The sequence below is a fragment of the Amycolatopsis rubida genome (genome assembly GCF_900115345.1).
Lineage (GTDB): Bacteria > Actinomycetota > Actinomycetes > Mycobacteriales > Pseudonocardiaceae > Amycolatopsis > Amycolatopsis rubida.
This window is the reverse complement of record NZ_FOWC01000030.1, coordinates 19,940-40,980: the sequence shown is the minus strand read 5'-3', so window position 1 is coordinate 40,980 and position 21,041 is coordinate 19,940. Positions and strand designations below refer to the sequence as shown.

Here is a 21,041-nt window from a genome sequence, read left to right as displayed (position 1 = left end):
GGCAGCACCCGAACCCTTGCCCGCACCAGCCAGGCAGCACCCGAACCCTCGCCCGCACCAGCCAGGCAGCACCCGAACCCTCGCCCGCACCAGCCAGGCAGCACCCGAACCCTCGCCCGCACCAGCCAGGCAGCACCCGAACCCTCGCCCGCACCAGCCGCCGAGCCCGGCCCGCAAACGCTTGCCATGGTCTCAGCTCGGCCGCCCGGTCAGCTGTGAATCCGCCCGCTCAACGCCGCCAGCCGCCGCCCGGTGCCGCTCCAGCGCAGCGCGATGATCTCCGCCGCGATCGACACGGCCGTCTCCTCCGGCGTGCGCGCGCCGAGGTCGAGGCCGATCGGCGACGACAGGTGTTCCAGCTCGCCCTCGGTGATCCCCGCCTCGCGAAGCCGCGCGAACCGGTCGTCGTGCGTCTTGCGGGACCCCATCGCGCCGACGTACCCGACGTCGAGCCGCAGCGCGACCTCCAGCAGCGGCACGTCGAACTTCGGATCGTGCGTGAGGACCGCGATCGCCGTCCGCGCGTCGATCCGGCCCGCATCGGCCTCGGCCTTCAGGTAGCGGTGCGGCCAGTCGACGACCACTTCGTGCGCCTCCGGGAACCGGCTGCTGGTCGCGAACACCGGACGCGCGTCGCAGACCGTCACCTGGTACCCGAGATAAGCACCCATCCGTGCCATTGCGGCGGCGAAGTCGATGGCCCCGAACACCAGCAGTCGCGGCGGCGGCTCGAAGGAGTTCACGAAAACGGCCATGCCTTCGCCGCGACGCTGCCCGTCCGGTCCGTAATGGAGCGTCCCGGTGCGTCCAGCGGCAAGAAGCCCGCGCGCGTCGTCCGCGACGGCATCGTCCATCCGGGACGAGCCAAGGGACCCCTCGACCCGGTCCGGCCACACGATCATGTGCTCGCCGACCAGTCCCGGCGTCTCGTGCTCCACGATCGTGACGACCGCGACCGGCTCGCCGCCGCGCACCGATTCGACGACGCGCCCCAGCTCCGGCATCGATGCGCGGTCCACCGGCTCGACGTAGATGTCGATGATGCCGCCGCAGGTCAGCCCGACTGCGAAGGCGTCGTCGTCGCTGACGCCGTAGCGCTGCAAAACCGGCTTCCGCTCGGCGACGACCTCGTTGGCCAGCTCGTACACCGCGCCTTCGACGCAGCCGCCGGACACGCTCCCGACGACCGTGCCGTCCGGCGCGACCATCATCGACGCGCCCGGTGCCCGCGGGGCCGACGAAAACGTGGCCACCACGGTGCCGAGCCCGACCGTTTCGCCCGCCTGCCAGCGGCGGTACACGTCGTCCAGTACGTCACGCATCGGCAATCTCCCCGAGGAGTCGTTCCAACGTCGCCAGGCTGTGCCCGGCCAGCAACCGGTCGATGTGCGGCAGGGCGGCCACGATGCCGGATTGGACCGGAGCATAACCCTCGTGCCCTGCGTGCGGATTCACCCAGAATACGGCGTGCGCGAGCCGGCGCAGCCTGCCGAGCTGCTCGGCCAGCAGGCTGACGTCGCCGCGCTCCCACCCGTCGGAGAACACGGTGACTACCGCGCGTCGCGCGAACCCGCGCTGGCCCCACCGGTCGAGAAACACCCGCAGCGTCTCGCCAAGTCGTGTCCCGCCAGCGAAATCGGGCACCGCGGTACCAGCGGCGAGCATCGCCTGCTCCGGATCGCGCTGCCGGAGCTGACGGGACACCCGCGTCATCCGAGTACCCAGCGTAAACACCTCGACCGACATCGGAGCGGCCCGCGCGACGACGTGCGCGAACCGCAGCAACGCGTCGGCATACGGGCTCATGGAGCCGGAAACGTCGATCAGCAAGACGACTTTCCGCGCCCGCGTCGCCCGTCGACGATGCGCCAGCCGGACAGGCTCGCCACCGGACGCGAGCATCGCCCGCAAAGTCCGCGCCGGGTCAAGCGCACCACGATGCGCGGGCATCCGCCGCGCCGCCCGCCGCCGGGGCAGGACTGGACGCAGCGTCGCGAGCAACTCCCGCAAGTGCGCCCGCTCAGCTTTGGTCAGCTCGGCGAGATCGCGATGCCGGAGAACCTCATGATCACTGGCCGCGACCCGCAGCGTGTCGCGAGATTCCTGGGTGCTGTCCCCGTCCCCGGCCGCCGCGACAAGCGGAGCGATCCGGGCTTGCTTCCGCACCGGAGTCCCCGGCGTCGCCTTCGGACTGTCATCGCCTTCGAACCACCGCGCGAAGGCTTCCTCGTACCGAGGCAGGTCGTCGGGATCGGAGCAGAGCGTCAACCGCCCGACCCAGTACAGCTGCGCCGGCCGGGCGACATCGACCTTCGCCACCGCGCACAGGTAAGCCTGCACCCGCCGCGCGTCACAGGCGACGCCCGCCTCCCGCAATGCCGCCGCGAACCCCGCATAGCCAGCAAGCGGGTCAGCGACTTCGGTGTTCATGTCCCCCATTGTGACCCCAACGCCGGAAACCGCGCCGCGACAGCCGATCCCGCCTGATTCGGACGCCCTTCACCCACTCCGGCGGCGACCGGTTCAGCCACCCTGAGCCGCGGTTGTCCGGCCGCGGACTGCGGGTTGCCTGCCGCGATCTTGGCGCGCAGAGGTTCTTTGCCGGGTTCTCGGCCGGGTTCTCGGCCGGGTTCTCGGCCGGGCTCTCGGCCGGGCTCTCGGCCGGGTTCTCGGCCGGGTTCTCGGCCGGGTTCTCGGCCGGGTTCTCGGCCGGACGGACGCTCTGGGGCGAATTCTTGGGCGCGCGAAACTTCCGGCTTGAGCTGCTCCAGCTCGCCAGCGTTCCTCCGCACCGCCATTCCAGTGTGAACCGCGTCAGCCCCGCAGATGTTCCAGCTTGCGCCAACTCGCCGCTGCGCGCGAGCTGCGCACAGCTCCATCCAGCTGAACCGTCGCCAGCCCAATTCCGCCCGCGCCAAAGCCCGCGGATACCCCGCGGCCGTTGCCAGGCCCTTACCGCGCCAAGGCTTCCCGACGCTTCCGTCCGCCAGCCAAACGCCGTACCGCGCCAAGGCTTCCCGACGCTTCCGTCCGCCAGCCAACCCCCGCGCCGCGCCAAGACTTCCCGACGCTTCCGTCCGCCAGCCAACCCCCGCGCCGCGCCAAGACTTCCCGACGCTTCCGTCCGCCAGCCACACCCGCGCCGCGTTCCCGGGCATGTCGTTCAGCTCGGCCAGTCAGCCCGCCGCCGAGCGAAACTCCCCAAGGCCCCACCCACACCGCCCATGTCATCGGCCCATGTCATCGGCCCATGTCATCGGCGAAGGGCGGCCGCGCACGCCGTCCCGCCTCCGGGACAGCGTGCGCGGACCGTGGTTGCGCGCGGCGGCCAGCCTCGGTAGCGCAAGGCGGGCGCGCGGAACCTTCAGGAAAGAACGGAACTCAGCGGACAGCCAGGAGGGCAGTCCGGACGAAGTCGGTCACGAGCCCTCCTTCCGGCACAGTCGCAGTCACAAAACCAGGCATAAAATCAATGAAGTCGGCGAAGTCATCCGGTGCTGCTTCAAGCATGCCCGATCCCGCGCCCCGCCGCAACGGAATTACCCAACAGTCCACATTGGACGCAAAATCAAGAGAACAACGTGTCCAGCTTCGCCCGCACCCGATCGAGATCCTCGCTGTACTTGAGCACCGCACCCAGAGTCCGCGCGGCCGTCGCGGCGTCCAGTTCGTCGCGCTGGAGCGCGAGCAAAGCCCTTGCCCAGTCGAGAGATTCGGCGACACCCGGCGGTTTGAGAAGGTCCATCGCCCGCAGGCGGTGCACCGCGTCGGCGATCTGCCGGGCGAGCGTCTCGCCGATCCCCGGCAGCCGGCGGCGCAGGATGCTGATCTCCCGAGCCAGGTCCGGATGTTCGAGCCAGTGGTAAAGGCACCGGCGCTTGAGCGCGTCGTGCACCTCGCGAGTCCGGTTGGACGTCAGCACGACCAGCGGCGGCTGCTCCGCACGCACTTCGCCGTACTCCGGGATCGTGACGGCGTACTCGTCCAGCAACTGCAGGAGGAACGCCTCGAACTCATCGTCAGCGCGATCGATCTCGTCCACCAGCAGCACACACGGCGTCGTAGTGAGCGCCTGCAGCAGCGGTCGCGCAAGCAGGAAACGCTCCGTGTACAGCGAACGCTCGGCAGTTTCCGCGTCGAGCCGTCCACCGTCTGCCGCTTCGAGAGCGCGCAGGTGCAACAGCTGGCGGGGGAAGTCCCACTCGTAGAGCGCCTGCGCGGCGTCGATGCCCTCGTGACACTGAAGCCGCACCAACGGCCACTTCAACGCCTCGGACAAGGCAAGTGCCAGCGAGGTCTTCCCGGTGCCCGGCTCGCCCTCGCAGAAGAGCGGACGCTGCATCTGCGTCGCGAGAAATCCCGCGGTGGCCAGCCCCTCGTCGGCGAGGTAGCCGGTGGTGTCGAGGGCGGCCGCGAGCGCTTCGGGCGAGGCAAGGGACTCTGTCACGCCCCCGATCGTAGATCCGAGACCGCCTAGTTCGCCGTTCACCGCCTCGCGGAACCCTCGCGCAGAGGAATCTCATCCAAATCCAGCGACGCACGCTTCCCTGACCAAACAAGCTCCGTCGGCGACCCCACGTAGCCAGGCCCGCCGCAGACACTCAGCTGGCCACGCACCCCAGCACCGTTCATCGCCGCTCCGCACCAGGCCCGGCCAGATCCCCAGGCCGATCGACATCGCTGCCGCTCCCGAGGTCACCGCACTCGACCAGCCGCACGTCAGCACGCCCGCGCAACCAGTCACGCGCCCCGTGGTCACCGTGCGCCGAACTCGCGATCTCGCCCCACCAGCGCCGTCCGAACAGCACCGGATGTCCCGGAACCCCCTGGTACGCGGCCCGGACGACGGCGTCTCCGGAAGCCTCCCCGACGATCCGCGCGAGCGCCGCGGCCGGCACCCACGGCAGATCCACCAGGTGCACGAGCACCGCCACCGCCGACTCCCCCGCCAGCGATTCGAGCCCGGCCTTCAGCGACTCGCCCATCCCGTCCTGCCACCGCGCGGCGGGCACCGCGGCCACGTCCGGCGGCAACAGCTGCCGGACCTGCTCAGCCGATGCTCCGACGACCACCCGCACCGAGGCGCATCCGGCCTCGGCCAGGTTCCGGACCGCCCGCTGGACCAGCGGCTCACCGTCGTATTCGACCAGCGCTTTGGGCCCGCCGAACCGCCGCCCCGCCCCGGCGGCGAGCAGCAGTCCGGCAACCGCTTCCGGCATCGGCACTCCTCAGCCCTGGATCGCTCGGCCGGGCGCGACCGCGGCGAGCTCTGCCGAGACGGCAGCTGCGGTCTCAAGCAACGGCGGAACGAACTGGGTCCGGACGGTCTCCACCGGCGTCCGGCTCGCATGCGTCGAGATGTTCACCGCGGCGACCGCGCGCCCCGCCCGGTTGCGGATCGGCGCGGCGACCGAGCGCAGGCCCTCTTCGAGCTCCTGGTCGACCATCGCCCAGCCCTGTTCCCGGACCTTGGCCAGCTCGGCTTCGAGCGCGGTGCGGTGGGTGAGCGTGTGCGGGGTCAACCGGTCGAGGTCGGCGACGATGAAGTAGGCGTTGAGTTCGGTCCGGTCCATGTCGGCGAGCAGCACGTGCCCCATCGACGTGGCGTGTGCGGGGAACCGCGTGCCGACGTTGATGCTCACCGTCATGATCCGCGACACCGCGACGCGCGCGACGTACACGATGTCGGCGATCTCCAGCACCGACACCGAACTCGACTCGCGCACCTCCGCCGACAGCCGTTCCAGGTGCGGTTGCGAGATCTCGGCCAGGCTCAGGCTGGACAGATAGGCGTAGCCGAGGTCCAGCACGCGCGCGGTGAGCGAGAAGTACTTGCCGTCGGTGCGGACGTAGCCGAGGTCCACGAGCGTCAGCAGGAACCGGCGTGCGGCCGCGCGGGTCAATCCGGTGACGCGTGCGACGTCACTGAGCGTCGGATGCGGGGCCTCGGCGCTGAACGCCTTGATCACCGCCAGTCCGCGTTCCAGCGACTGCACGTGGTGCGCGCCGCGTTCGGCCTGGTCGTCGGATTCCATGCGGCGAAGCCTATCCGGCCGGCGGCTGGGCGGTGGGTTCTCCCAGCTCCGCGAGGACGCGCTGGGCGATCCCGATCGCCGTGTTCGCCGCGGGCACCCCCGCGTACACGCCGGTGTGCAGCAGGACTTCGCGGATCTCGTCGGCGGTGAGCCCGTTGCGCACCGCCGCGCGGACGTGCATCGCCAGTTCGTCGTGGCAGTGCAGCGCGGTGAGCGCGGCCAGGGTGATGCAGCTGCGAGTTCGCCGGTCGAGGCCGTCCCGCGTCCACACCGAACCCCATGCCGCTTCGGTGATGTACTCCTGGAACGGCTCGCTGAACTCGGTGGTCCGCGCGGCCGCCCGGTCGACGTGCTCGTCGCCGAGCACCTCGCGGCGCACCCGCATACCCGCCTCGTAGCGGTCTCCGGTCACTGCTCCTCCGTGATCCGCGCGAGGATCAGCCGGGTGAATTCATCCGGCTGTTCGTAGCTGCCCAGGTGCGCGGCGGAGGCGACGACCTCGAGCCGGGCGCCGGGGATCCCGTCCGCGATGACCCGCCCGTGCGGCTCGGCGGGCGTCGACGGGTCGTCGGCACCGGCGATCACCAGTGTCGGGACGGAGATCTTCGGCAGGTCGCCGGTGAGGTCCATCCGCTCGATCACCTCGCAGCATCCGGCGTATCCCTCGTCGGGCTGGCCCGCGACCATCTCCCGCAGGTACGCGATCTGGTCCGGATGCGCCTGCGCGAAGTCCGGCGTGACCCAGCGCCCGACGCTGGCTTCCGCGACCGTCCCCGTGCCCTCGGCTCGCACGAGGCGCGCGCGATCGGCCCACATCTCGGGCGGTCCGAGCAGCGCTGACGTGCAGCACAGCGTGAGGCTCGACAATCGCTGGGCGGCGTGCGCACCGAGCCACATCCCGGTCATCCCGCCGAGCGACAGGCCGACGAAATGCGCGCGCTCGACGCCGAGGTCGTCGAGCAGCCCCAGCACGTCGCCGCCCAGATCGGCCAGGTCGTAGGGCCCCGGCGGAACCGGCGACGACCCGTGGCCGCGCGTGTCGTACCGGACCACGCGAAACCCGCGTTCGGTCAGCGGCGCGACCTGCGGCTCCCACATCCGGTGGTCGCTGCCGATCGAGTTGGAGAACACCACCACCGGACCCGCCGCCGGGCCTTCGACGACCCGGTGCACCCGGACACTGCTCACGCTTGAACCTCCACCATGGACACGGCCGGTCAGACCGCGAAGAACACCGTCTCGCCTTCGCCTTGCAACCGCACGTCGAACCGGTAACCGGAACCGTCCTTCTTGGCCAGCAGCGTGTCCCGCCGCTCCTCGGGAACGCTCGCCAGCACGGCGTCGCCGGCGTTGTCCTGGTCCTCGAAGTACACGCGCGTGACGACCCGGTTCAGCAGCCCGCGAGCGAAGACCGACACGTCGATGTGCCGTGCCTGCGGAGCCCCGGACGCGTCCGGCACGATCCCGGGCAGCAGGGTCAGAATCCGGTACTGACCCTGGTCGTCGGTGGGACACCGGCCGAATCCGCGGAACGCGTCGGCGGGCTTGCCGCGCGGATCGTCGGGGTGGTCGAACCCGCCGTCCGGACCGGCCTGCCACGTCTCGATCATCGCGTCGGGAACCGGGTTGCCCGCGCCGTCGTACACCCCGCCGCGGATCCACACCGCGCCTTCGGCGCCTTCCGGGACCACGAACGGCCCGTCGTCCCACGGCAGCCCGATGGACAGGTACGGCCCGACGGTCTGCGAAGGCGTGCCTTCCAGCCTCACTCGTCCTCCTCCTCGTCCTCGAACACCGACTGTTCCCGCCCGCGCACCACGATGTCGAACTGGAACGCCAGCGCCCATTCCTCCTCGGTGCGGTCGAGATCGAACCGGGAGATCATCCGCTGCCGCGCCTTCTCGTCCGGAACGGAGTTGAAGATCGGGTCCTGCGAGAACAGCGGGTCGTCCGGGAAGTACATCTGCGTGACGAGCCGCTGGGTGAACGCCGAACCGAACACCGAGAAGTGGATGTGCGCGGGACGCCAGGCGTTGTCGTGGTTCTTCCACGGGTACGCGCCGGGCTTGATGGTGGTGAATTCGTAGCGCCCGTCGTCGTCGGTCAGCGTGCGGCCGAGCCCGTCGAAGTTCGGGTCGAGCGGGGACGGCCAGCGGTCGCCGGTGTGCCGGTAGCGGCCGCCCGCGTTGGCCTGCCAGATCTCCACCAGCGAGTTGCGGATCGGCCGCCCGTCGCCGTCGAGAAGCCTGCCGGTGACGATGATCCGCTGGCCCTGCGGCTCGCCCGCGTGCTGGCGGGTGAGGTCGTTGTCGAGTTCGCCGAGCCGTCCCGGGCCGAGCAGCGGTCCGGTGACCTCGGTGAGCATCTGCGGCAGCAGGACCAGCGGCTGCGTCGGATGCCGCAACGCGGTGGAACGGTACGGCGCGTAGTCGAGCGGCGGGTGGGTGCCGTCCGGGTCGGGCCGGTACTGCGGCAGGCGCCGGTCGGTCGGTGTGGCCACGATGCCTCCCCTTTCTCAGCGATTCTCGAGCACGACAGCGAGACCCTGGCCGACGCCGATGCAGATCGCCGCGAGGCCCCAGCGACCGCCAGTGCGGCGGAGCTGATGCGCCAGCGTGCCGATGATCCGGCCGCCGGACGCGCCGAGCGGATGCCCGATCGCGATGGCACCGCCGTTGACGTTGACGATCTCCGGATCCAGCTTCGACCATTCTTTCAGGCAGGCCAGCGATTGCGCCGCGAACGCCTCGTTGAGTTCCACCGCGGCGAGATCGTCCCAGCCGATGCCCGCCCGTTCGAGCGCGATCTCCGCCGCACGCACCGGGCCGATGCCGAACACGTCCGGATCGACCCCCGCGGCACCGCGGCCGGCGATGCGGGCCAGCGGGGTCTTGCCGAGCCGCTCGGCCGCGGCCGCGTCGCCGAGCAGCAACGCCGACGCACCGTCGTTCAGCGGTGACGCGTTGCCCGCTGTGACGGTGCCGTTTTCCTTGCGGAACACGGTTTTCAGCTTCGCGAGCTTCTCGGGCGAGGAGTCCGGCCGGATGCCCTCGTCCCGGGTCAGCTCGACGCCTTCGACCGGAACCACGTGGTCGTCGTAGAAGCCCTCGTCCCACGCCCGTGCGGCGTTCACGTGGCTGCGCGCGGCGAACGCGTCCTGCTCGTCCCGGCCGATGCCGTAGCGCTCGGCGAGCAGTTCGGTGGACTCGCCGAGGGAAACGGTCCACTGCGACGGCATCGCCGGGTTGACCATCCGCCAGCCGAGTGCCGTGTTGTACAGCGTCTGGTTGCCGGCCGGGAAAGCCTTGTCCGGCTTCGGTATCACCAGCGGCGAGCGGCTCATCGACTCGACGCCGCCCGCGACCACCAGCGAGGCGTCGCCGACCTGGATCGCCCGGCTCGCCTGCATGGTCGCCTCGACACCGGACCCGCACAGCCGGTTCACTGTCGCGCCGGGCACCGACGTCGGCCAGCCAGCGAGAAGCGCGGCCATCCGCGCCACGTTGCGGTTGTCCTCGCCCGCGCCGTTGGCGTCGCCGAGCAGTACTTCGTCCACAGTGGACGGATCGAGCCCGTTGCGCTCGGCCAGCGCGCGCAGGACACCCGCGGCCAGGTCGTCTGGTCGCACTCCGGAGAGCGCGCCGCCGTAGCGCCCGAAGGGAGTGCGGATCGCGTCGAGTACGTAAGCGTCGCTCATTCGCCGGCCTTCTTCAGCTCACGGAGCAGGGTCAGTTCGCGTTCGGTGGGTGCGGGGGTGGTCTTGAGGTCCGCAGCCGCCTTCAGTGTCCACCCCGTCGCTGCCACAGCCTGTTCCAGCTCGATCCCGGGATGCAACTCAGTGAGCGTGAGTTCCGCGGTTTCCGGGTCAGGCCGCATCAGTCCGAGGTCGGTGACCACGAGCGTCGGCCCGGCGCCGCGCAGGCCGAGCCGTTCGCGGTCGCCGCGCCCGGAGCCGTGGCCGAACGACGTCACGAAGTCGACCTTGTCCACGAACGTCCGCCTGCTTTGCCGCAGCACGACGAACACTTCCTTGCAGGACGCGGCGATCTCCGGCGCCCCGCCCGCGCCGGGCAGGCGCACCTTCGGATCGTGGTAGTCGGAGCCGATGACCGTGGTGTTGATGTTGCCGAACTTGTCGAGCTGCGCCGCGCCGAGGAACCCGACGTCGATCCGGCCGGGCTGCAGCCAGTAGTTGAACACCTCGGGCACGCTGACCACCGCGTCGGCGGTGTCGGCCAGCTCGCCGTCGCCGATCGACAGCGGCAGCCTGCCGGGTTTCGCGCCGAGACAACCCGATTCGTAGATCAGCGTGAGGTTCGGGGCGTGCGTGCGACGGGCCAGATTCGCCGCCGTGCTCGGCAAACCGATCCCGACGAAGCACGACATGCCCTCGCCGAGCGCGCGGGCCGCGGCGATGCTCATCATCTCGTCGGCGGTGTACTCGCTCATGCCTTCACCCCGGTCAGGTCGCTCAGCCACTTGGCGAATTCCTCACGGTCCCGCCCGATCTCGTCCCACGCCTGGTACGCCGCGTTGTCCCGTTCGTAGTACCCAGCGGCGTACGAGGGCGCAGCGCCGCGCGGCACCTCGGCCACCGCGGTGACCGCCCAGGACGGAAGCACCAGCGCGCCCGGCCGGGGCTCCAGCTCGTCGACGACCTCTTCGACGGTGACCAGCGACCGCTTCGCCGCGAGCACCGCTTCCTTCTGCACACCCGCGATGCCCCACAACTGGACGTTGCCCGCCCGGTCGGCGCGCTGCGCGTGGACGATCGTGACGTCCGGATTCAGCGCGGGCACCGCGGTGAGCTGCTCGCCGGTGAACGGGCAGGTGATCGGCTTGATCGTCTCCGTCTGCGCGGGCAGATCGGTGCCGGTGTAACCGCGCAGCACGGCGAACGGGAGCCCGGAAGCGCCTGCGACATAACGGTTCGCCATGCCCGCGTGACTGTGCTCCTCGATCTCCAGCGGCGCCGGCCACGAGTGCTGCACCGCGTCGCGGAACCGGTGCAGCGAGCCGACTCCGGGGTTGCCGCCCCACGAGAAGATCAGCTTGCTCGCACAGCCCGCGCCGATGAGCTGGTCGTAGACGATGTCCGGCGTCATCCGCACGAGCGTGAGGTTCCGCCTGCCCTGACGGATGATCTCGTGCCCGGCCGCCACGGGAATGAGGTGCGTGAAGCCCTCGAGAGCGACGGTGTCTCCGTCGTGCACCAGCTCGGCGACCGCCTCGCCGAGCGACAGCACCCTTGCCATCACGAGCCCTTCCGTCTGGATCTTCCTGATTCCGCCGTTCCGTGCTAGCGTGTTCGCATAGCGCACAGAAGTTCTATATGAGAACATAGCACGATCCGGCCGCCGGCGGGAGTGCCAACGGGTGAAGCGGAGGTCCGGAGAGACGGCACAAGACAACGCGAGGTTTACGGCTTCAAGGGAAGTGAGGTGATGGGATAAGACAACACGGTGCGCTAGGAGTCGGCGAACGGGTTTCGCGGCGGCACAGGGCGGCACAAGCCGGCGGCAGACCGGAATTTCGTTGCGTGGTACCGCAATGCGGAATTCGGGCACTGCCGACGTCAGCGGCGTCCTGTCGCGGTTGGACGCTCCGTCGCAGCTCAGGCGGGTGTCCGGCGGTGAGCGCGCCGCGAACCTCGCTCGGGCGCCGCAGTCGGCATTAGGCTGCTCGGCATGCCGAAGATCGCTGTCACCCGCTGGATCCCGGACGAAGCCGTGCAGGTGCTCGGCGAAGCAGGCGAAGTCGAAATCTCGCCGGAGGACCGGCCGCTCACGCCCGAGGAACTGCGGAAGTTCGTCGCCGGATCGGCCGCGGTGGTGTCGATGCTGCACGACCGGATCGACGGCTCAGTCGCGGACGCGGCGGGTCCCGGACTGAAGGTCGTCGCGAACGTCGCGGTGGGCTACGACAACGTGGAGGTCAGTGCACTGGCCGAGCGCGGGGTCGTGGTCGCCAACACGCCAGGCGTGCTCACCGACGCCACCGCGGATCTCGCGTTCGGATTGCTGCTGGCCGTCTCGCGGCGGCTCGGCGAAGGCGAACGGTTGCTGCGCGCGCGGCAGCCGTGGTCGTTCCACCTCGGCTTCCTGCTCGGGTCCGGACTGCAGGGCAAGACGCTCGGCATCGTCGGACTCGGGCAGATCGGCCGCGCGGTGGCGAGGCGGGCGGCGGCGTTCGGGATGCGGGTCGTCTACTCCGGACGGTCGGCGAAACCGGACTTCGACGGCGAGTTCGTCTCGTTCGACGAGCTGCTGCGACGTTCCGACTTCGTGTCACTGCACTGTCCGCTGACTCCCGGGACCCGGCACCTCGTCGACGCGGACGCCTTGCGGGCCATGAAACCGGGTGCGTACCTGGTGAACACCACGCGCGGTCCGGTCGTCGACGAATCGGCGCTGGCCGACGCGCTCGAAGCCGGTGAGATCGCGGGCGCGGCGCTGGACGTGTTCGAGAAAGAGCCGGACGTCGAGCCTCGGTTGCTGGAGCGCGACGATGTGGTGCTGACGCCGCACCTCGGATCAGCGACGGTGGAAACGCGTACAGCGATGGCGGTGCTGGCCGCACGCAACGTCGTCTCGGTGCTCGCCGGAGCCAAGCCGCTGACGGAGGTGGGCCGATGACCCGGGTCGTGATCGCACCGGACAAGTTCAAAGGAAGCCTGACCGCGGTCGAGGTGACGGAAGCGATCGCGTACGGCGTGCGCGACGCGTTGCCGGATGCCGAGATCTCCGAATGCCCAGTCGCCGACGGCGGCGAAGGGACGCTGGAGGTGCTCGAGAACGCGGGCGGCTCCATGGTGCGGTTGCCGGTGCGCGGTCCGCTGGCCGAACCGGTCGAGGCCCGGTACGTGCTGCTCGACGGCACGGCCTACGTCGAATCGGCGCGGGCGTGCGGGATCGAGTTCGTGACGCCGAGCCGGGAAGTCGCGCTGGCCGCGCACACGTGGGGCGTCGGCGAGCTGCTGAACGACGCGCTCGCCCGCGGCGCACGGCGGCTCGTGCTGACCGTCGGCGGCACCGCGAGCACCGACGGCGGTGCCGGGATGCTGGCTGCACTGGATGCCGAGGTCCTCGACGCGTCCGGTGCGCCGGTTGGTCTCGGCGGCGGGTCGCTGACGCAAGTCGCTCGCGTCGAACTGGGTCCGATGCGGGAGCGGCTGGGCGCAGTGCCGGTCGTGGTCGCGACGGACGTGACGAACCCGCTGCTCGGCGCGAACGGGGCGGCGGCGGTGTTCGGTCCGCAAAAGGGCGCCGCTCCAGACGATGTCCACGCGCTAGACGAAGGTCTTTCGCACTGGGCTAAGGCGCTTGTGCGGGCTGGCGCACCGGATGTCTCCGACCTCCCCGGAGCCGGGGCCGGCGGAGGTGTCGCGGCGGGAGCGATCGCGGGGTTCGGCGCGACGGTCGAGTCCGGCTTCGACCTGATCGCCGCCTTGACCGGCGTCGACACCGCGTTGACCGGCGCGGACCTGGTGATCACCGGAGAGGGCTCGCTGGACGAACAATCGCTGTCCGGGAAGGCCCCGGCGGGGATCGCGGCTCGCGCCAGCCGGACGGGCGTCCCCCTGCTGGTGCTCGCCGGACGGATCCAGCTGGACGCGGACGCGCTGGCCGGTTTGGGAGTCGTGGGCAGCAGCGCGCTGATCGACCACGCGCCGTCGCTGGACTATGCCCGCTCCCGCGCCGCGGAACTGCTGCGCGAACGGGCCGGAGTGCTAGTGCGGGACTGGCTGCGCACCAGATAGCGGAACGCTCCCGCGCTCAACCGCGGGAGCGTTCAGCACAACAACGCAGCCACGCCGTCGTCTGGACGACCCGTGTCTCGGACGACAGCCATCCAGGCAACTCGCCGGTCCCGGACGTCTTGAGACATCCGGAGACACCGGCGAACGGCGCACGGGATCGGCGGACGGACACCGCCGCGCGAACCCCGTGACCGGGAGCTTGCTTGCGCAGCCCGTCAGGCGGACTGCTGCTGCGGCAGGACGGCGAAGGCGACGTCGCCGGTGTCGTCCTGCTGAACGTCGAGAACCTTGTCGTCGAGCAACGCCGCTGCCTGCGGCTCGAGGAAGACCTTGGCTCCGCCGTCGGCGCCGACGATGCGGTCGCCGTCCTCCGGGGCCGGGGCTACCGACAGCGCCAACTGAGCGCCGTCGCCTTCCATGCTCTGCAGCGCGAAGCGCAGGCCGCTCTCGTCGGATTCACTGCCTTGCTCAGCGGTCAACGCGGTGATCGCCTCGGCGGCGGCTTCGGTAACGGTCAGCATCTTTCGGCCTTCCCTTTGTCGCAGTCGGATGCGCGCGGTCGGTTGCAGGGTGGTTTTTCACGCTAAAGGCGGCACGACGGTCGCGCAGTGTGAGCGCGAGGCCGTTTGCCGCGACGATGGAACTGTCACAAACACGTTTGAAATCAGGATCTTCGGGCCATGGCCGACCGGATCGCGTCGGCGACCGTGCCGCCCCCGTGGTCGACCCGCTCGCCCTGTCCGGGCACCGGGGGCCAGCCGTCCCCGGCCGGGCCGAGCGGCCCCAGTTCGGAATCGCCTCCGCCGGCTTCCCCACTGGCGTCGACCGGCGGCCGGACCTCCGGCTCGTCCCCCGCACGCTGGCTTTCCCAGACCTCGCCAGAAGCTGCCGCGACCATAGAGCCGGGCGCGCGAAACGGGTCGACACGAGAGCCGTCCGCGCCGGGCGCTCGACCCTCGCGGGGAGTGTCGTCACCGGGATCGCTCACGGGCACCTCCCGAAAGTCCGGATTGTTCGTGGTGAGCTACCCGAGGCGACATCGAGTGAAACGGGCCGAACGGCTGTCGCCGGAATCACAGGGTTTCCTTCGGTCTGCCAGGGCGTCAGCGGGCGAAGCGGAGCTAGCGTCAGCACTATGACCACCACCAGGTGGAAGCCGCGTGGCCGGATCGGTCTCCGCCCCCGGCGCACGACCAGCGACGACCCGCGCGGCGATGACGCGCAGCCGGAGTTCCGCACGCTCGGCGAGACTCCGAGCCACCGCTCTCCGGACGCCGACGAGGCCGCCGGCCAGCGTCGAGCGGTCGAAAATGACCTGGCCGCGCTCGCCGACGGGATCGGCACTCGCCGCGATCTGCCGGACTCCGGCGCCAACCGCCGCGTGGAGAACACCCGTCGCCTCTCAACGGCTAATCCGAGCGCTGAGCGCCAGGGAACGACTGATCGCGACGCTGACCAGCCGCCGTCGAAGCCCGAAGACAACAGCCCTCGTGCGGCTAACTCAAGCTCCGATCGCCGCGAAAGGGCAACTGCCTCTGCGCCAGTCCTCGGGGTCGAGGTTGTCAGCCACGACCGCACCAATCGCCTCAAGGCGACAACCAGCGACGACAAGCTGCTGCCGCCAAAAAACACCGGTCGTCACTCAGCGGCAACTACGAGCGATCGCCGCCTTCAGCCGGCAACCAGTGACGCCGACCTGCCGCGATCGGAAGCCAGCAGCGAGCGTTCCAGCCGTCGCGCAGTGGCGAATCCGGGCGGCGTTCACCATGCAACACCACCTGACGACACCGAACCCCAACAACCGGAAGGCAACAGCGAGCCCGCCATTGGCCACTCAACGGCGAACACTCGGGCCGATCGCGGTGAAGCCGTAACCGGAAACCGCAAACCGCGGCGAGCGAAGGCCGCCCGTCAGCGCTCCAGGGCCGCCACGAGTGCCCTTCGCCGTGAAACGGCAACCGACTACGCCAAACAGTTGCGACCGGAGACCAGCGACCAGCACCCCGGTCAGCGCTCGGAGGCCACCACGAGTGTCCCTCGCCGTGAAACGGCAACCGACTACACCGAACAGTTGCGACCGGAGACCAGCGACGAACACACCAGTCGCCACTCAACGGCGAATCCGCGCCAGCCATGTCATGAAGCGGCGAGCGCCGCTGGCCTGCTGTCGTCGAAACCCGCCAGGAACAACGCCGCGGAAACCGGCCGCCAGCCGCAAGCTCCGACGGATCCAGCAGCCGGCCCCGCTTGCCACCAGCCCCACCCGGATCCAGCAGCCGTCCCCACCACGCACCCAGAGCCGCCGAGCGTCGCCGATCATCGGCCAAAACCCGCAGACCGCACCGCCCGCCGCCGCGAAATGGGCGGACATGCTGCCTGGTACCTGGCCGCCGGTGTCGTCACCACCGGGCTCCAGGCCGTCCTCTTCCTCGCTTTCCGTCCGGAAATCGGCGCGCAATGGGCGAATCTCGCCGCGCTCGCGATCACGACCGCCGGCAACACCGAGTTCCACCGCCGCGTCACTTTCGCCAACCGGAGCAGCCGCGCGGGCAAGCGGCATCTTCAGGATCTCGTCACTTTCGCCTTCTACGCCGGCTACGGATCGGTCGTCCTCGCGGCCCTCGACGCCGTTGTCCCCCATCCCTCCGCCGGGCAGCAAACCGCCGCGCTTCTCGCGGCCAGTTTCGTCGGCGGGGTCGTCCGGTTCGCCGTTCTGCGGTGGTGGGTGTTCGCCCGGGCACGGCGAACGGACGCGGCACAAGATCACCAGCGGTAGTGAAACCCGTTCTACCCGCAGTGCGACCACTCTCTGTTGCGCTACCCGGCTGTCACTCTTCGTGACGCACGAAATCGGACATCCGCACATGCTGCGAGGCCGGATTCGTACTGTGCGTCGGCTGGTCTCGTTTGTGTCAAGACCACTGCTGCTAACGGGGTATTCGTAGTTGAAAAGTGGACGGTCGGCCTCCGGCCGCTTAAGGTTACGGAGCGTCGCAACGATCGCAGTGCTCCCCCCGTTCGATCGGAGTACTTGCGACCGCAACATCACAGAGTGTTGACCCCAAGACAGCGACGGTCGCAGGGTTGCCGGGGAGACGACCATGACAGCACCGTCGAAGACGTCCCGTACTGCGGTGTCCGGTGTCGCGGGCTACGTGAGCCCCGCGACGCTGCCCCGGTCCGGCGGACGCCTGACCAAGGAAGACCTCGACCCGCTCGTACGCGCGGCGGGGCAGGGCGATCAAGCCGCGGTCGCCGAACTGCTGCACGTGCTCCGGCCGGTGGTCGCGCGCTACTGCCGGGCCCGGATGGGCGGCCGCGACCTGTCCTACCTCGCCGCCGACGACGTCGCGCAGGACGTCTGCATGGCCGTCCTCAAGGCCCTCCCCGACTACCAGGACCGCGGCGGTTCCTTCCTCTACCTCGTGCACGCCATCGCGGCCAACAAGGTCGCCGACGCCTACCGGGCCGTCGCGCGCGACCGCTCCGAACCGGTGCCCGAGCTTCCGGAGCACCCGCTCTCCGGCGGCAACGAGCCGGAATCCCACGCGCTGCGCCTCGACCTCGGCAGCCGTCTCCAGGAGCTGCTCACCCGCCTCGCCCCGCTGCAGCAGGAGATCCTGGCGCTGCGCATCGTCGTCGGCCTCAGCGCGAACGAGACGGCCGAGACGCTGGGCATTTCGGCCGGCAACGTCCGCGTCACGCAGCACCGCGCGCTGGCCAAACTCCGTGAGATGGTGCAGGGCCAGGACTTCTGAGCCGTTTCGTCACTCGAACGGCTGGAAGGCCGCCACCGGCCGCCGAATAGGTCGACAGGCTCGGTTTCGCACGGCACTCTGGAGTTACCCGCCGCATCTTCAGCTCAACTCGTAAACGCGTGCCGCCGTGTGCTTGAAGACGTCAAGCCGTTCCGGATCGCTCAGCACACCGGTCAGCGACACCGCCGCGTCCAGTACGACTTCGTACGCTGCCGCCAGTTCGCACACTGGCCAGTCGGAGCCGAACATGACCCGGTTCGCGCCGAACGACTCGAAAACGTGGTCTGCGTAGCGGCGCAGATGGCCCACCTGCCATTCGCGCCAGTCGGCTTCCGTCACCAAGCCGGAAAGCTTGCAGTGCACGTTGGCGTGCGCGGCCAGCGAGGCCACGCCGTCCGCCCACGGCTGCCATTCGCCTGCCGCGATGCCAGGTTTCGCGGCGTGGTCGAGGATCAGCCGCAGGTCCGGCAAGCGCTCGGCGACCTGCCGGGCCGCGGCGAGCTGCGCCGGTGCCACCAGCAGGTCGTAGGCCAGGCCCGCGGTGCCGACCGCGGTCAGGCCGCGCAGGATTTCCGGACGCAGCAGCCAATCCGGGTCCGGTTCGTCCTCGACCTGATGCCGGATGCCGACCAGCGGGCCCAGTTCGCGCAGCCGGGCGAGCCGGTCGGCCACGTCCGGGGCGGCGAGGTCGACCCAGCCGACGACGCCGGCCACCACTGGCTCGGACGCGCCCGTGGCAAGGAATTCCTCGGTTTCCGCCGCGTCCGACACGGTTTGCACCAGCACGGTGGCGTGCACACCCGCCGCAGTGGTCACCGCGCGCAGATCGTCGACGGTATATGGCTGGCGGATCGGGGCCAGCGCGTCACCGGACATCCACGGGTACTCGCGACGCGCGGGATCCCACAGGTGGTGGTGCGAATCGATCACTGGATTCCTCCGGACACGACGGGACGGGCGGCCGACCGCAGCAGGCCAGCGTCGGCGAGGTCGTCCCACAGTACGGCCGGGATATTCGCCGCTGCCCGGCGAACGTTCAGCGACACCTGCTCAGCATCGTGCGCACCTACGACGACCGACACCACCGCCGGGTGCGTGCGCGGCAACGCGAGCGCGGCCTCTGGCAGCGAAACACCGTGCCGTGCACAGATTTCCGCGATCTTCTGCGCTTTCTCAACGAGATCCGCGGGCGCGGCCGCGTAATCATAAATAGCGCCGGGTTGTTCAGTGGCGAGAATTCCACCGTTGAACACCCCGCCAGCCACGACGCCGACGCCGCGTTCGACGCACAGCGGCAACAACTCGTCCAACGCCGGCTGGTTCAGCAAGGTGTAGCGACCGGCCATCAGGACGTGGTCAAGATCGAACCGGCGCACGAACTCCGCCAGCATCGGAGCCTGGTTCATCCCGGCCCCGATTGCCCCCACGACGCCCTGCTCCCGCAGCTCCAGCAACGCCGGAAACGCGCTCGAAACCGCTTCCTCGAAATGATCGTCCGGATCGTGCACGTACACGAGATCGATGCGGTCGAGACCCAGCCGGTCCAGGCTCGATTCCAGCGAACGCAACACCCCGTCGCGGCTGAAATCCCAGCGGCGCCGGTAAGTCCCCGGAACGTCGAAGCCCTGGTCGTCGCGTTCCCCGGGGGCCACCGCACGCGGTTCCAGGACCCGGCCGACTTTCGTGGACAGGACGTACTCGGCGCGCGGATACGCCGCCAGCGCGGCCCCGAGCCTGCGTTCGGACAGCCCGAGCCCGTAATGCGGCGCGGTGTCGTAATAGCGGATCCCCTCGTCCCACGCCCGCCGCACGCTCGCCGCGGCGGTTTCGTCCGGCACCGCGTGATAGAGGTTGCCGAGTTGCGCGCCGCCGAGTCCCAGCGGAGGAAGGTCCACGGTCACGCCTCCGCCGGGAGTTGCCACACCAGCCCGAGGCCGTGCGCGACGTCGGAATGGTCGAGGTCGAGCAGTTCGTTGATCCGCTTCTGCCATGCGATGTCGGCCGGGTCGCCGACGAGTTTCGCGCGCATTCGCTCGAAATCGTCCACCTCGACGAAGTGGAACAGGTCGAGCCCGTCGCGCCAGATCCGCCACGATCGCACGCCGGCGCGGCGCAGTGCGCCATCCAGATCCTGCGGGATCACCGCGTGCACCTCCTCGTAGGTTTTCTCCATTCCGGGCTTGAGCCGGGTGCGCAATGCGACCGTTTGCGGCGCCGGGCCGTGGGTCATCGTTCCTCCTGACGGGAGTCGTGGCACGCTGTAGGGGGTAAACATCCGAGGTCTCTGCAGGGAGGGCGGTCCCGATGCCCGTCACCGATGTCGCGATCGACAAGATCAAGGACATGATCATTTCGGGCGAGCTGGCCCCCGGCGACCGGCTCCCCAAGGAGGCCGAGCTCGCGCAGCGGCTGGGGCTTTCCCGCAGTTCGCTGCGGGAAGCGGTGAAGGCGCTGTGCCTGATCCGGGTGCTGGACGTGCGCCAGGGCGACGGCACGTACGTCACCAGCCTGGAACCGAACCTGCTGCTCGACGCGATGACCTTCGTCGTCGACTTTCACCGCGACGACACCGTGCTCGATTTCCTTGCTGTGCGGCGGATTCTGGAGCCCGCGGCCACCGCGATGGCGGCGCTGCACATGCGCGACGAGGACGTTGCCGAACTCGGCGCGCTGCTCGGCGAGCTGGAGGAATCCCCGACCGTCGAGGCGCTCGTGGCCAACGACTTGCAGTTCCACCGCAAAATCGCCGACGGCTCGGGCAATCCGGTGCTGTGCTCCCTGCTCGAAAGCCTCTCCGGCCCGACGGCGCGAGCCCGGATCTGGCGCGGCCTCACCCAGGAAGGCGCGGTAGCCCGAACCCGCGAACAGCACGCCGCGATCTACGACGCGATCGCCGCGCGGGAACCAGAACTGGCCCGCTCGTGGGCGACGGTGCACGTCGCCGGAGTGGAGCAATGGCTGCGCAGCACCCTGGTCGAAGACGACACGCCCGGCGATGAGGCCGAACCCGCTGCCTCCTGACCGAACGACGACGGCTTCTGGGCGGTCTGTTGCAGTGACGGGTCCCTTCATTCCTTGCTGGTGCGAGTGAAGGGACCCTTCGCTTTTGTTCGGTTGGCGCGAGGGGGACTTTCGTGCCCGCACCGTAGGAGCGACGGGACCCTTCACGCCATGACGGTCGAAGCGACGGGACCCATCGCGCACGCCTGGCTGGAGCGAGAGGGACTTTCGCGCAGCGGACCGGGCGGAGACCGGCAAACTCCGAACCGGGAATGGCGAAGGGACCCATCGCGCAGGCGCGGTCGAAGCGGCGGGCACGCGTTCGCCGACGGGCTGCATGAAGGGGCCCTTCATCAACTCCGGCGCTGATGCTGCGGAGGTTTCTTTCACAGCGCCAGAAGCAGCGGAGAAAGACGGCGCGGCGGAAGTCGAGACGGCGGCACAACCGCCGGACGCAACCGCACAGCCAAAGGTGGCGGCACGGCCAGC

22 protein-coding genes are annotated in these 21,041 nt (G+C 69.8%); 5 read left to right on the top strand and 17 right to left on the bottom strand.

What is annotated here, in order from left to right; translation table 11 throughout:
* Positions 1 to 209: 209 nt before the first annotated feature.
* The 12 genes from BM362_RS45610 to BM362_RS45550 all read right to left on the bottom strand — a co-directional run bounded on the left by BM362_RS45610 (position 210) and on the right by BM362_RS45550 (position 11,290).
* Positions 210 to 1,322, bottom strand: a complete 1,113-nt coding sequence (locus BM362_RS45610) for an XdhC family protein (RefSeq protein ID WP_067589315.1) — start codon at positions 1,320 to 1,322, stop codon at positions 210 to 212.
* Positions 1,315 to 2,430 (bottom strand): vWA domain-containing protein, encoded by a 1,116-nt coding sequence (locus tag BM362_RS45605; protein WP_067589521.1) that lies wholly within the window; start codon positions 2,428 to 2,430, stop codon positions 1,315 to 1,317. The genes BM362_RS45610 and BM362_RS45605 overlap by 8 nt, the downstream gene beginning before the upstream one ends.
* Before the next feature lie 1,138 nt (positions 2,431 to 3,568).
* Entirely contained in the window at positions 3,569 to 4,447 is an 879-nt protein-coding gene (locus BM362_RS45595; RefSeq protein WP_093577361.1) for an AAA family ATPase, read from the bottom strand.
* A gap of 181 nt (positions 4,448 to 4,628) precedes the next feature.
* Complete coding sequence (locus BM362_RS45590) at positions 4,629 to 5,219, bottom strand: nucleotidyltransferase family protein (RefSeq protein WP_067589318.1); 591 nt, start codon at positions 5,217 to 5,219, stop codon at positions 4,629 to 4,631.
* A 9-nt stretch (positions 5,220 to 5,228) separates the two neighbouring features.
* Complete coding sequence (locus BM362_RS45585) at positions 5,229 to 6,035, bottom strand: IclR family transcriptional regulator domain-containing protein (RefSeq protein ID WP_093577360.1); 807 nt, start codon at positions 6,033 to 6,035, stop codon at positions 5,229 to 5,231.
* Positions 6,036 to 6,045: 10 nt separating this feature from the next.
* Positions 6,046 to 6,447, bottom strand: coding sequence for a 4-carboxymuconolactone decarboxylase (gene pcaC / locus BM362_RS45580; protein ID WP_067589322.1), 402 nt, complete (start codon positions 6,445 to 6,447; stop codon positions 6,046 to 6,048).
* Positions 6,444 to 7,223: a 3-oxoadipate enol-lactonase gene (gene pcaD, locus BM362_RS45575; protein ID WP_067589324.1), complete on the bottom strand. Its 780-nt coding sequence runs from the start codon at positions 7,221 to 7,223 to the stop codon at positions 6,444 to 6,446. Before pcaD ends, pcaC begins: the two co-directional genes overlap by 4 nt.
* 29 nt (positions 7,224 to 7,252) lie before the next feature.
* A complete protein-coding gene (gene pcaG, locus BM362_RS45570) occupies positions 7,253 to 7,804 on the bottom strand; it encodes a protocatechuate 3,4-dioxygenase subunit alpha (protein WP_067589326.1) in 552 nt (183 codons plus the stop codon).
* Positions 7,801 to 8,535, bottom strand: a complete 735-nt coding sequence (pcaH, locus tag BM362_RS45565; RefSeq protein WP_093577359.1) for a protocatechuate 3,4-dioxygenase subunit beta — start codon at positions 8,533 to 8,535, stop codon at positions 7,801 to 7,803. The genes pcaG and pcaH overlap by 4 nt, the downstream gene beginning before the upstream one ends.
* A 15-nt stretch (positions 8,536 to 8,550) precedes the next feature.
* Complete coding sequence (locus tag BM362_RS45560; protein WP_067589330.1) at positions 8,551 to 9,732, bottom strand: thiolase family protein; 1,182 nt, start codon at positions 9,730 to 9,732, stop codon at positions 8,551 to 8,553.
* A complete protein-coding gene (locus tag BM362_RS45555; RefSeq protein WP_067589333.1) occupies positions 9,729 to 10,484 on the bottom strand; it encodes a CoA-transferase subunit beta in 756 nt (251 codons plus the stop codon). The genes BM362_RS45560 and BM362_RS45555 overlap by 4 nt, the downstream gene beginning before the upstream one ends.
* Complete coding sequence (locus BM362_RS45550) at positions 10,481 to 11,290, bottom strand: CoA transferase subunit A (RefSeq protein ID WP_067589524.1); 810 nt, start codon at positions 11,288 to 11,290, stop codon at positions 10,481 to 10,483. The genes BM362_RS45555 and BM362_RS45550 overlap by 4 nt, the downstream gene beginning before the upstream one ends.
* Before the next feature lie 432 nt (positions 11,291 to 11,722).
* Between BM362_RS45550 and BM362_RS45545 the strand changes: the two genes are divergently transcribed.
* Both BM362_RS45545 and BM362_RS45540 read left to right on the top strand, forming a co-directional pair.
* Positions 11,723 to 12,670, top strand: coding sequence for a 2-hydroxyacid dehydrogenase (locus BM362_RS45545; RefSeq protein ID WP_067589335.1), 948 nt, complete (start codon positions 11,723 to 11,725; stop codon positions 12,668 to 12,670).
* Positions 12,667 to 13,794, top strand: coding sequence for a glycerate kinase (locus BM362_RS45540; RefSeq protein WP_093577358.1), 1,128 nt, complete (start codon positions 12,667 to 12,669; stop codon positions 13,792 to 13,794). The genes BM362_RS45545 and BM362_RS45540 overlap by 4 nt, the downstream gene beginning before the upstream one ends.
* A gap of 215 nt (positions 13,795 to 14,009) precedes the next feature.
* On the opposite strand, the gene BM362_RS45535 is transcribed toward BM362_RS45540, so the two are convergent.
* Together BM362_RS45535 and BM362_RS45530 are read right to left on the bottom strand one after the other, a co-directional pair.
* Positions 14,010 to 14,315, bottom strand: coding sequence for an iron-sulfur cluster biosynthesis protein (locus BM362_RS45535; protein ID WP_067589341.1), 306 nt, complete (start codon positions 14,313 to 14,315; stop codon positions 14,010 to 14,012).
* Positions 14,316 to 14,458: 143 nt separating this feature from the next.
* Positions 14,459 to 14,782, bottom strand: a complete 324-nt coding sequence (locus BM362_RS45530) for a hypothetical protein (protein WP_143132653.1) — start codon at positions 14,780 to 14,782, stop codon at positions 14,459 to 14,461.
* 1,371 nt (positions 14,783 to 16,153) lie between these two features.
* Here BM362_RS45530 and BM362_RS45525 point away from each other — a divergent pair.
* Together BM362_RS45525 and shbA are read left to right on the top strand one after the other, a co-directional pair.
* Complete coding sequence (locus tag BM362_RS45525) at positions 16,154 to 16,570, top strand: GtrA family protein (RefSeq protein ID WP_067589347.1); 417 nt, start codon at positions 16,154 to 16,156, stop codon at positions 16,568 to 16,570.
* A gap of 325 nt (positions 16,571 to 16,895) precedes the next feature.
* Complete coding sequence (shbA, locus tag BM362_RS45520) at positions 16,896 to 17,552, top strand: RNA polymerase sigma factor ShbA (protein ID WP_067589350.1); 657 nt, start codon at positions 16,896 to 16,898, stop codon at positions 17,550 to 17,552.
* A gap of 99 nt (positions 17,553 to 17,651) precedes the next feature.
* Here the strand turns inward: shbA and BM362_RS45515 are convergent, their stop codons facing one another.
* The 3 genes from BM362_RS45515 to BM362_RS45505 are packed head-to-tail and all read right to left on the bottom strand — an operon-like array spanning position 17,652 to position 19,782.
* Complete coding sequence (locus tag BM362_RS45515; protein WP_093577356.1) at positions 17,652 to 18,482, bottom strand: amidohydrolase family protein; 831 nt, start codon at positions 18,480 to 18,482, stop codon at positions 17,652 to 17,654.
* Positions 18,479 to 19,453, bottom strand: coding sequence for an aldo/keto reductase (locus tag BM362_RS45510; protein ID WP_093577355.1), 975 nt, complete (start codon positions 19,451 to 19,453; stop codon positions 18,479 to 18,481). Before BM362_RS45510 ends, BM362_RS45515 begins: the two co-directional genes overlap by 4 nt.
* Positions 19,450 to 19,782, bottom strand: a complete 333-nt coding sequence (locus BM362_RS45505) for an L-rhamnose mutarotase (protein ID WP_093577354.1) — start codon at positions 19,780 to 19,782, stop codon at positions 19,450 to 19,452. Before BM362_RS45505 ends, BM362_RS45510 begins: the two co-directional genes overlap by 4 nt.
* A gap of 74 nt (positions 19,783 to 19,856) precedes the next feature.
* On the opposite strand from BM362_RS45505, the gene BM362_RS45500 reads away from it, so the two are divergent.
* The gene (locus BM362_RS45500) at positions 19,857 to 20,573 is read left to right on the top strand and encodes a FadR/GntR family transcriptional regulator (protein WP_093577353.1); all 717 of its coding nucleotides are present in this window, start codon (positions 19,857 to 19,859) and stop codon (positions 20,571 to 20,573) included.
* The last annotated feature ends 468 nt before the right edge of the window (positions 20,574 to 21,041 follow it).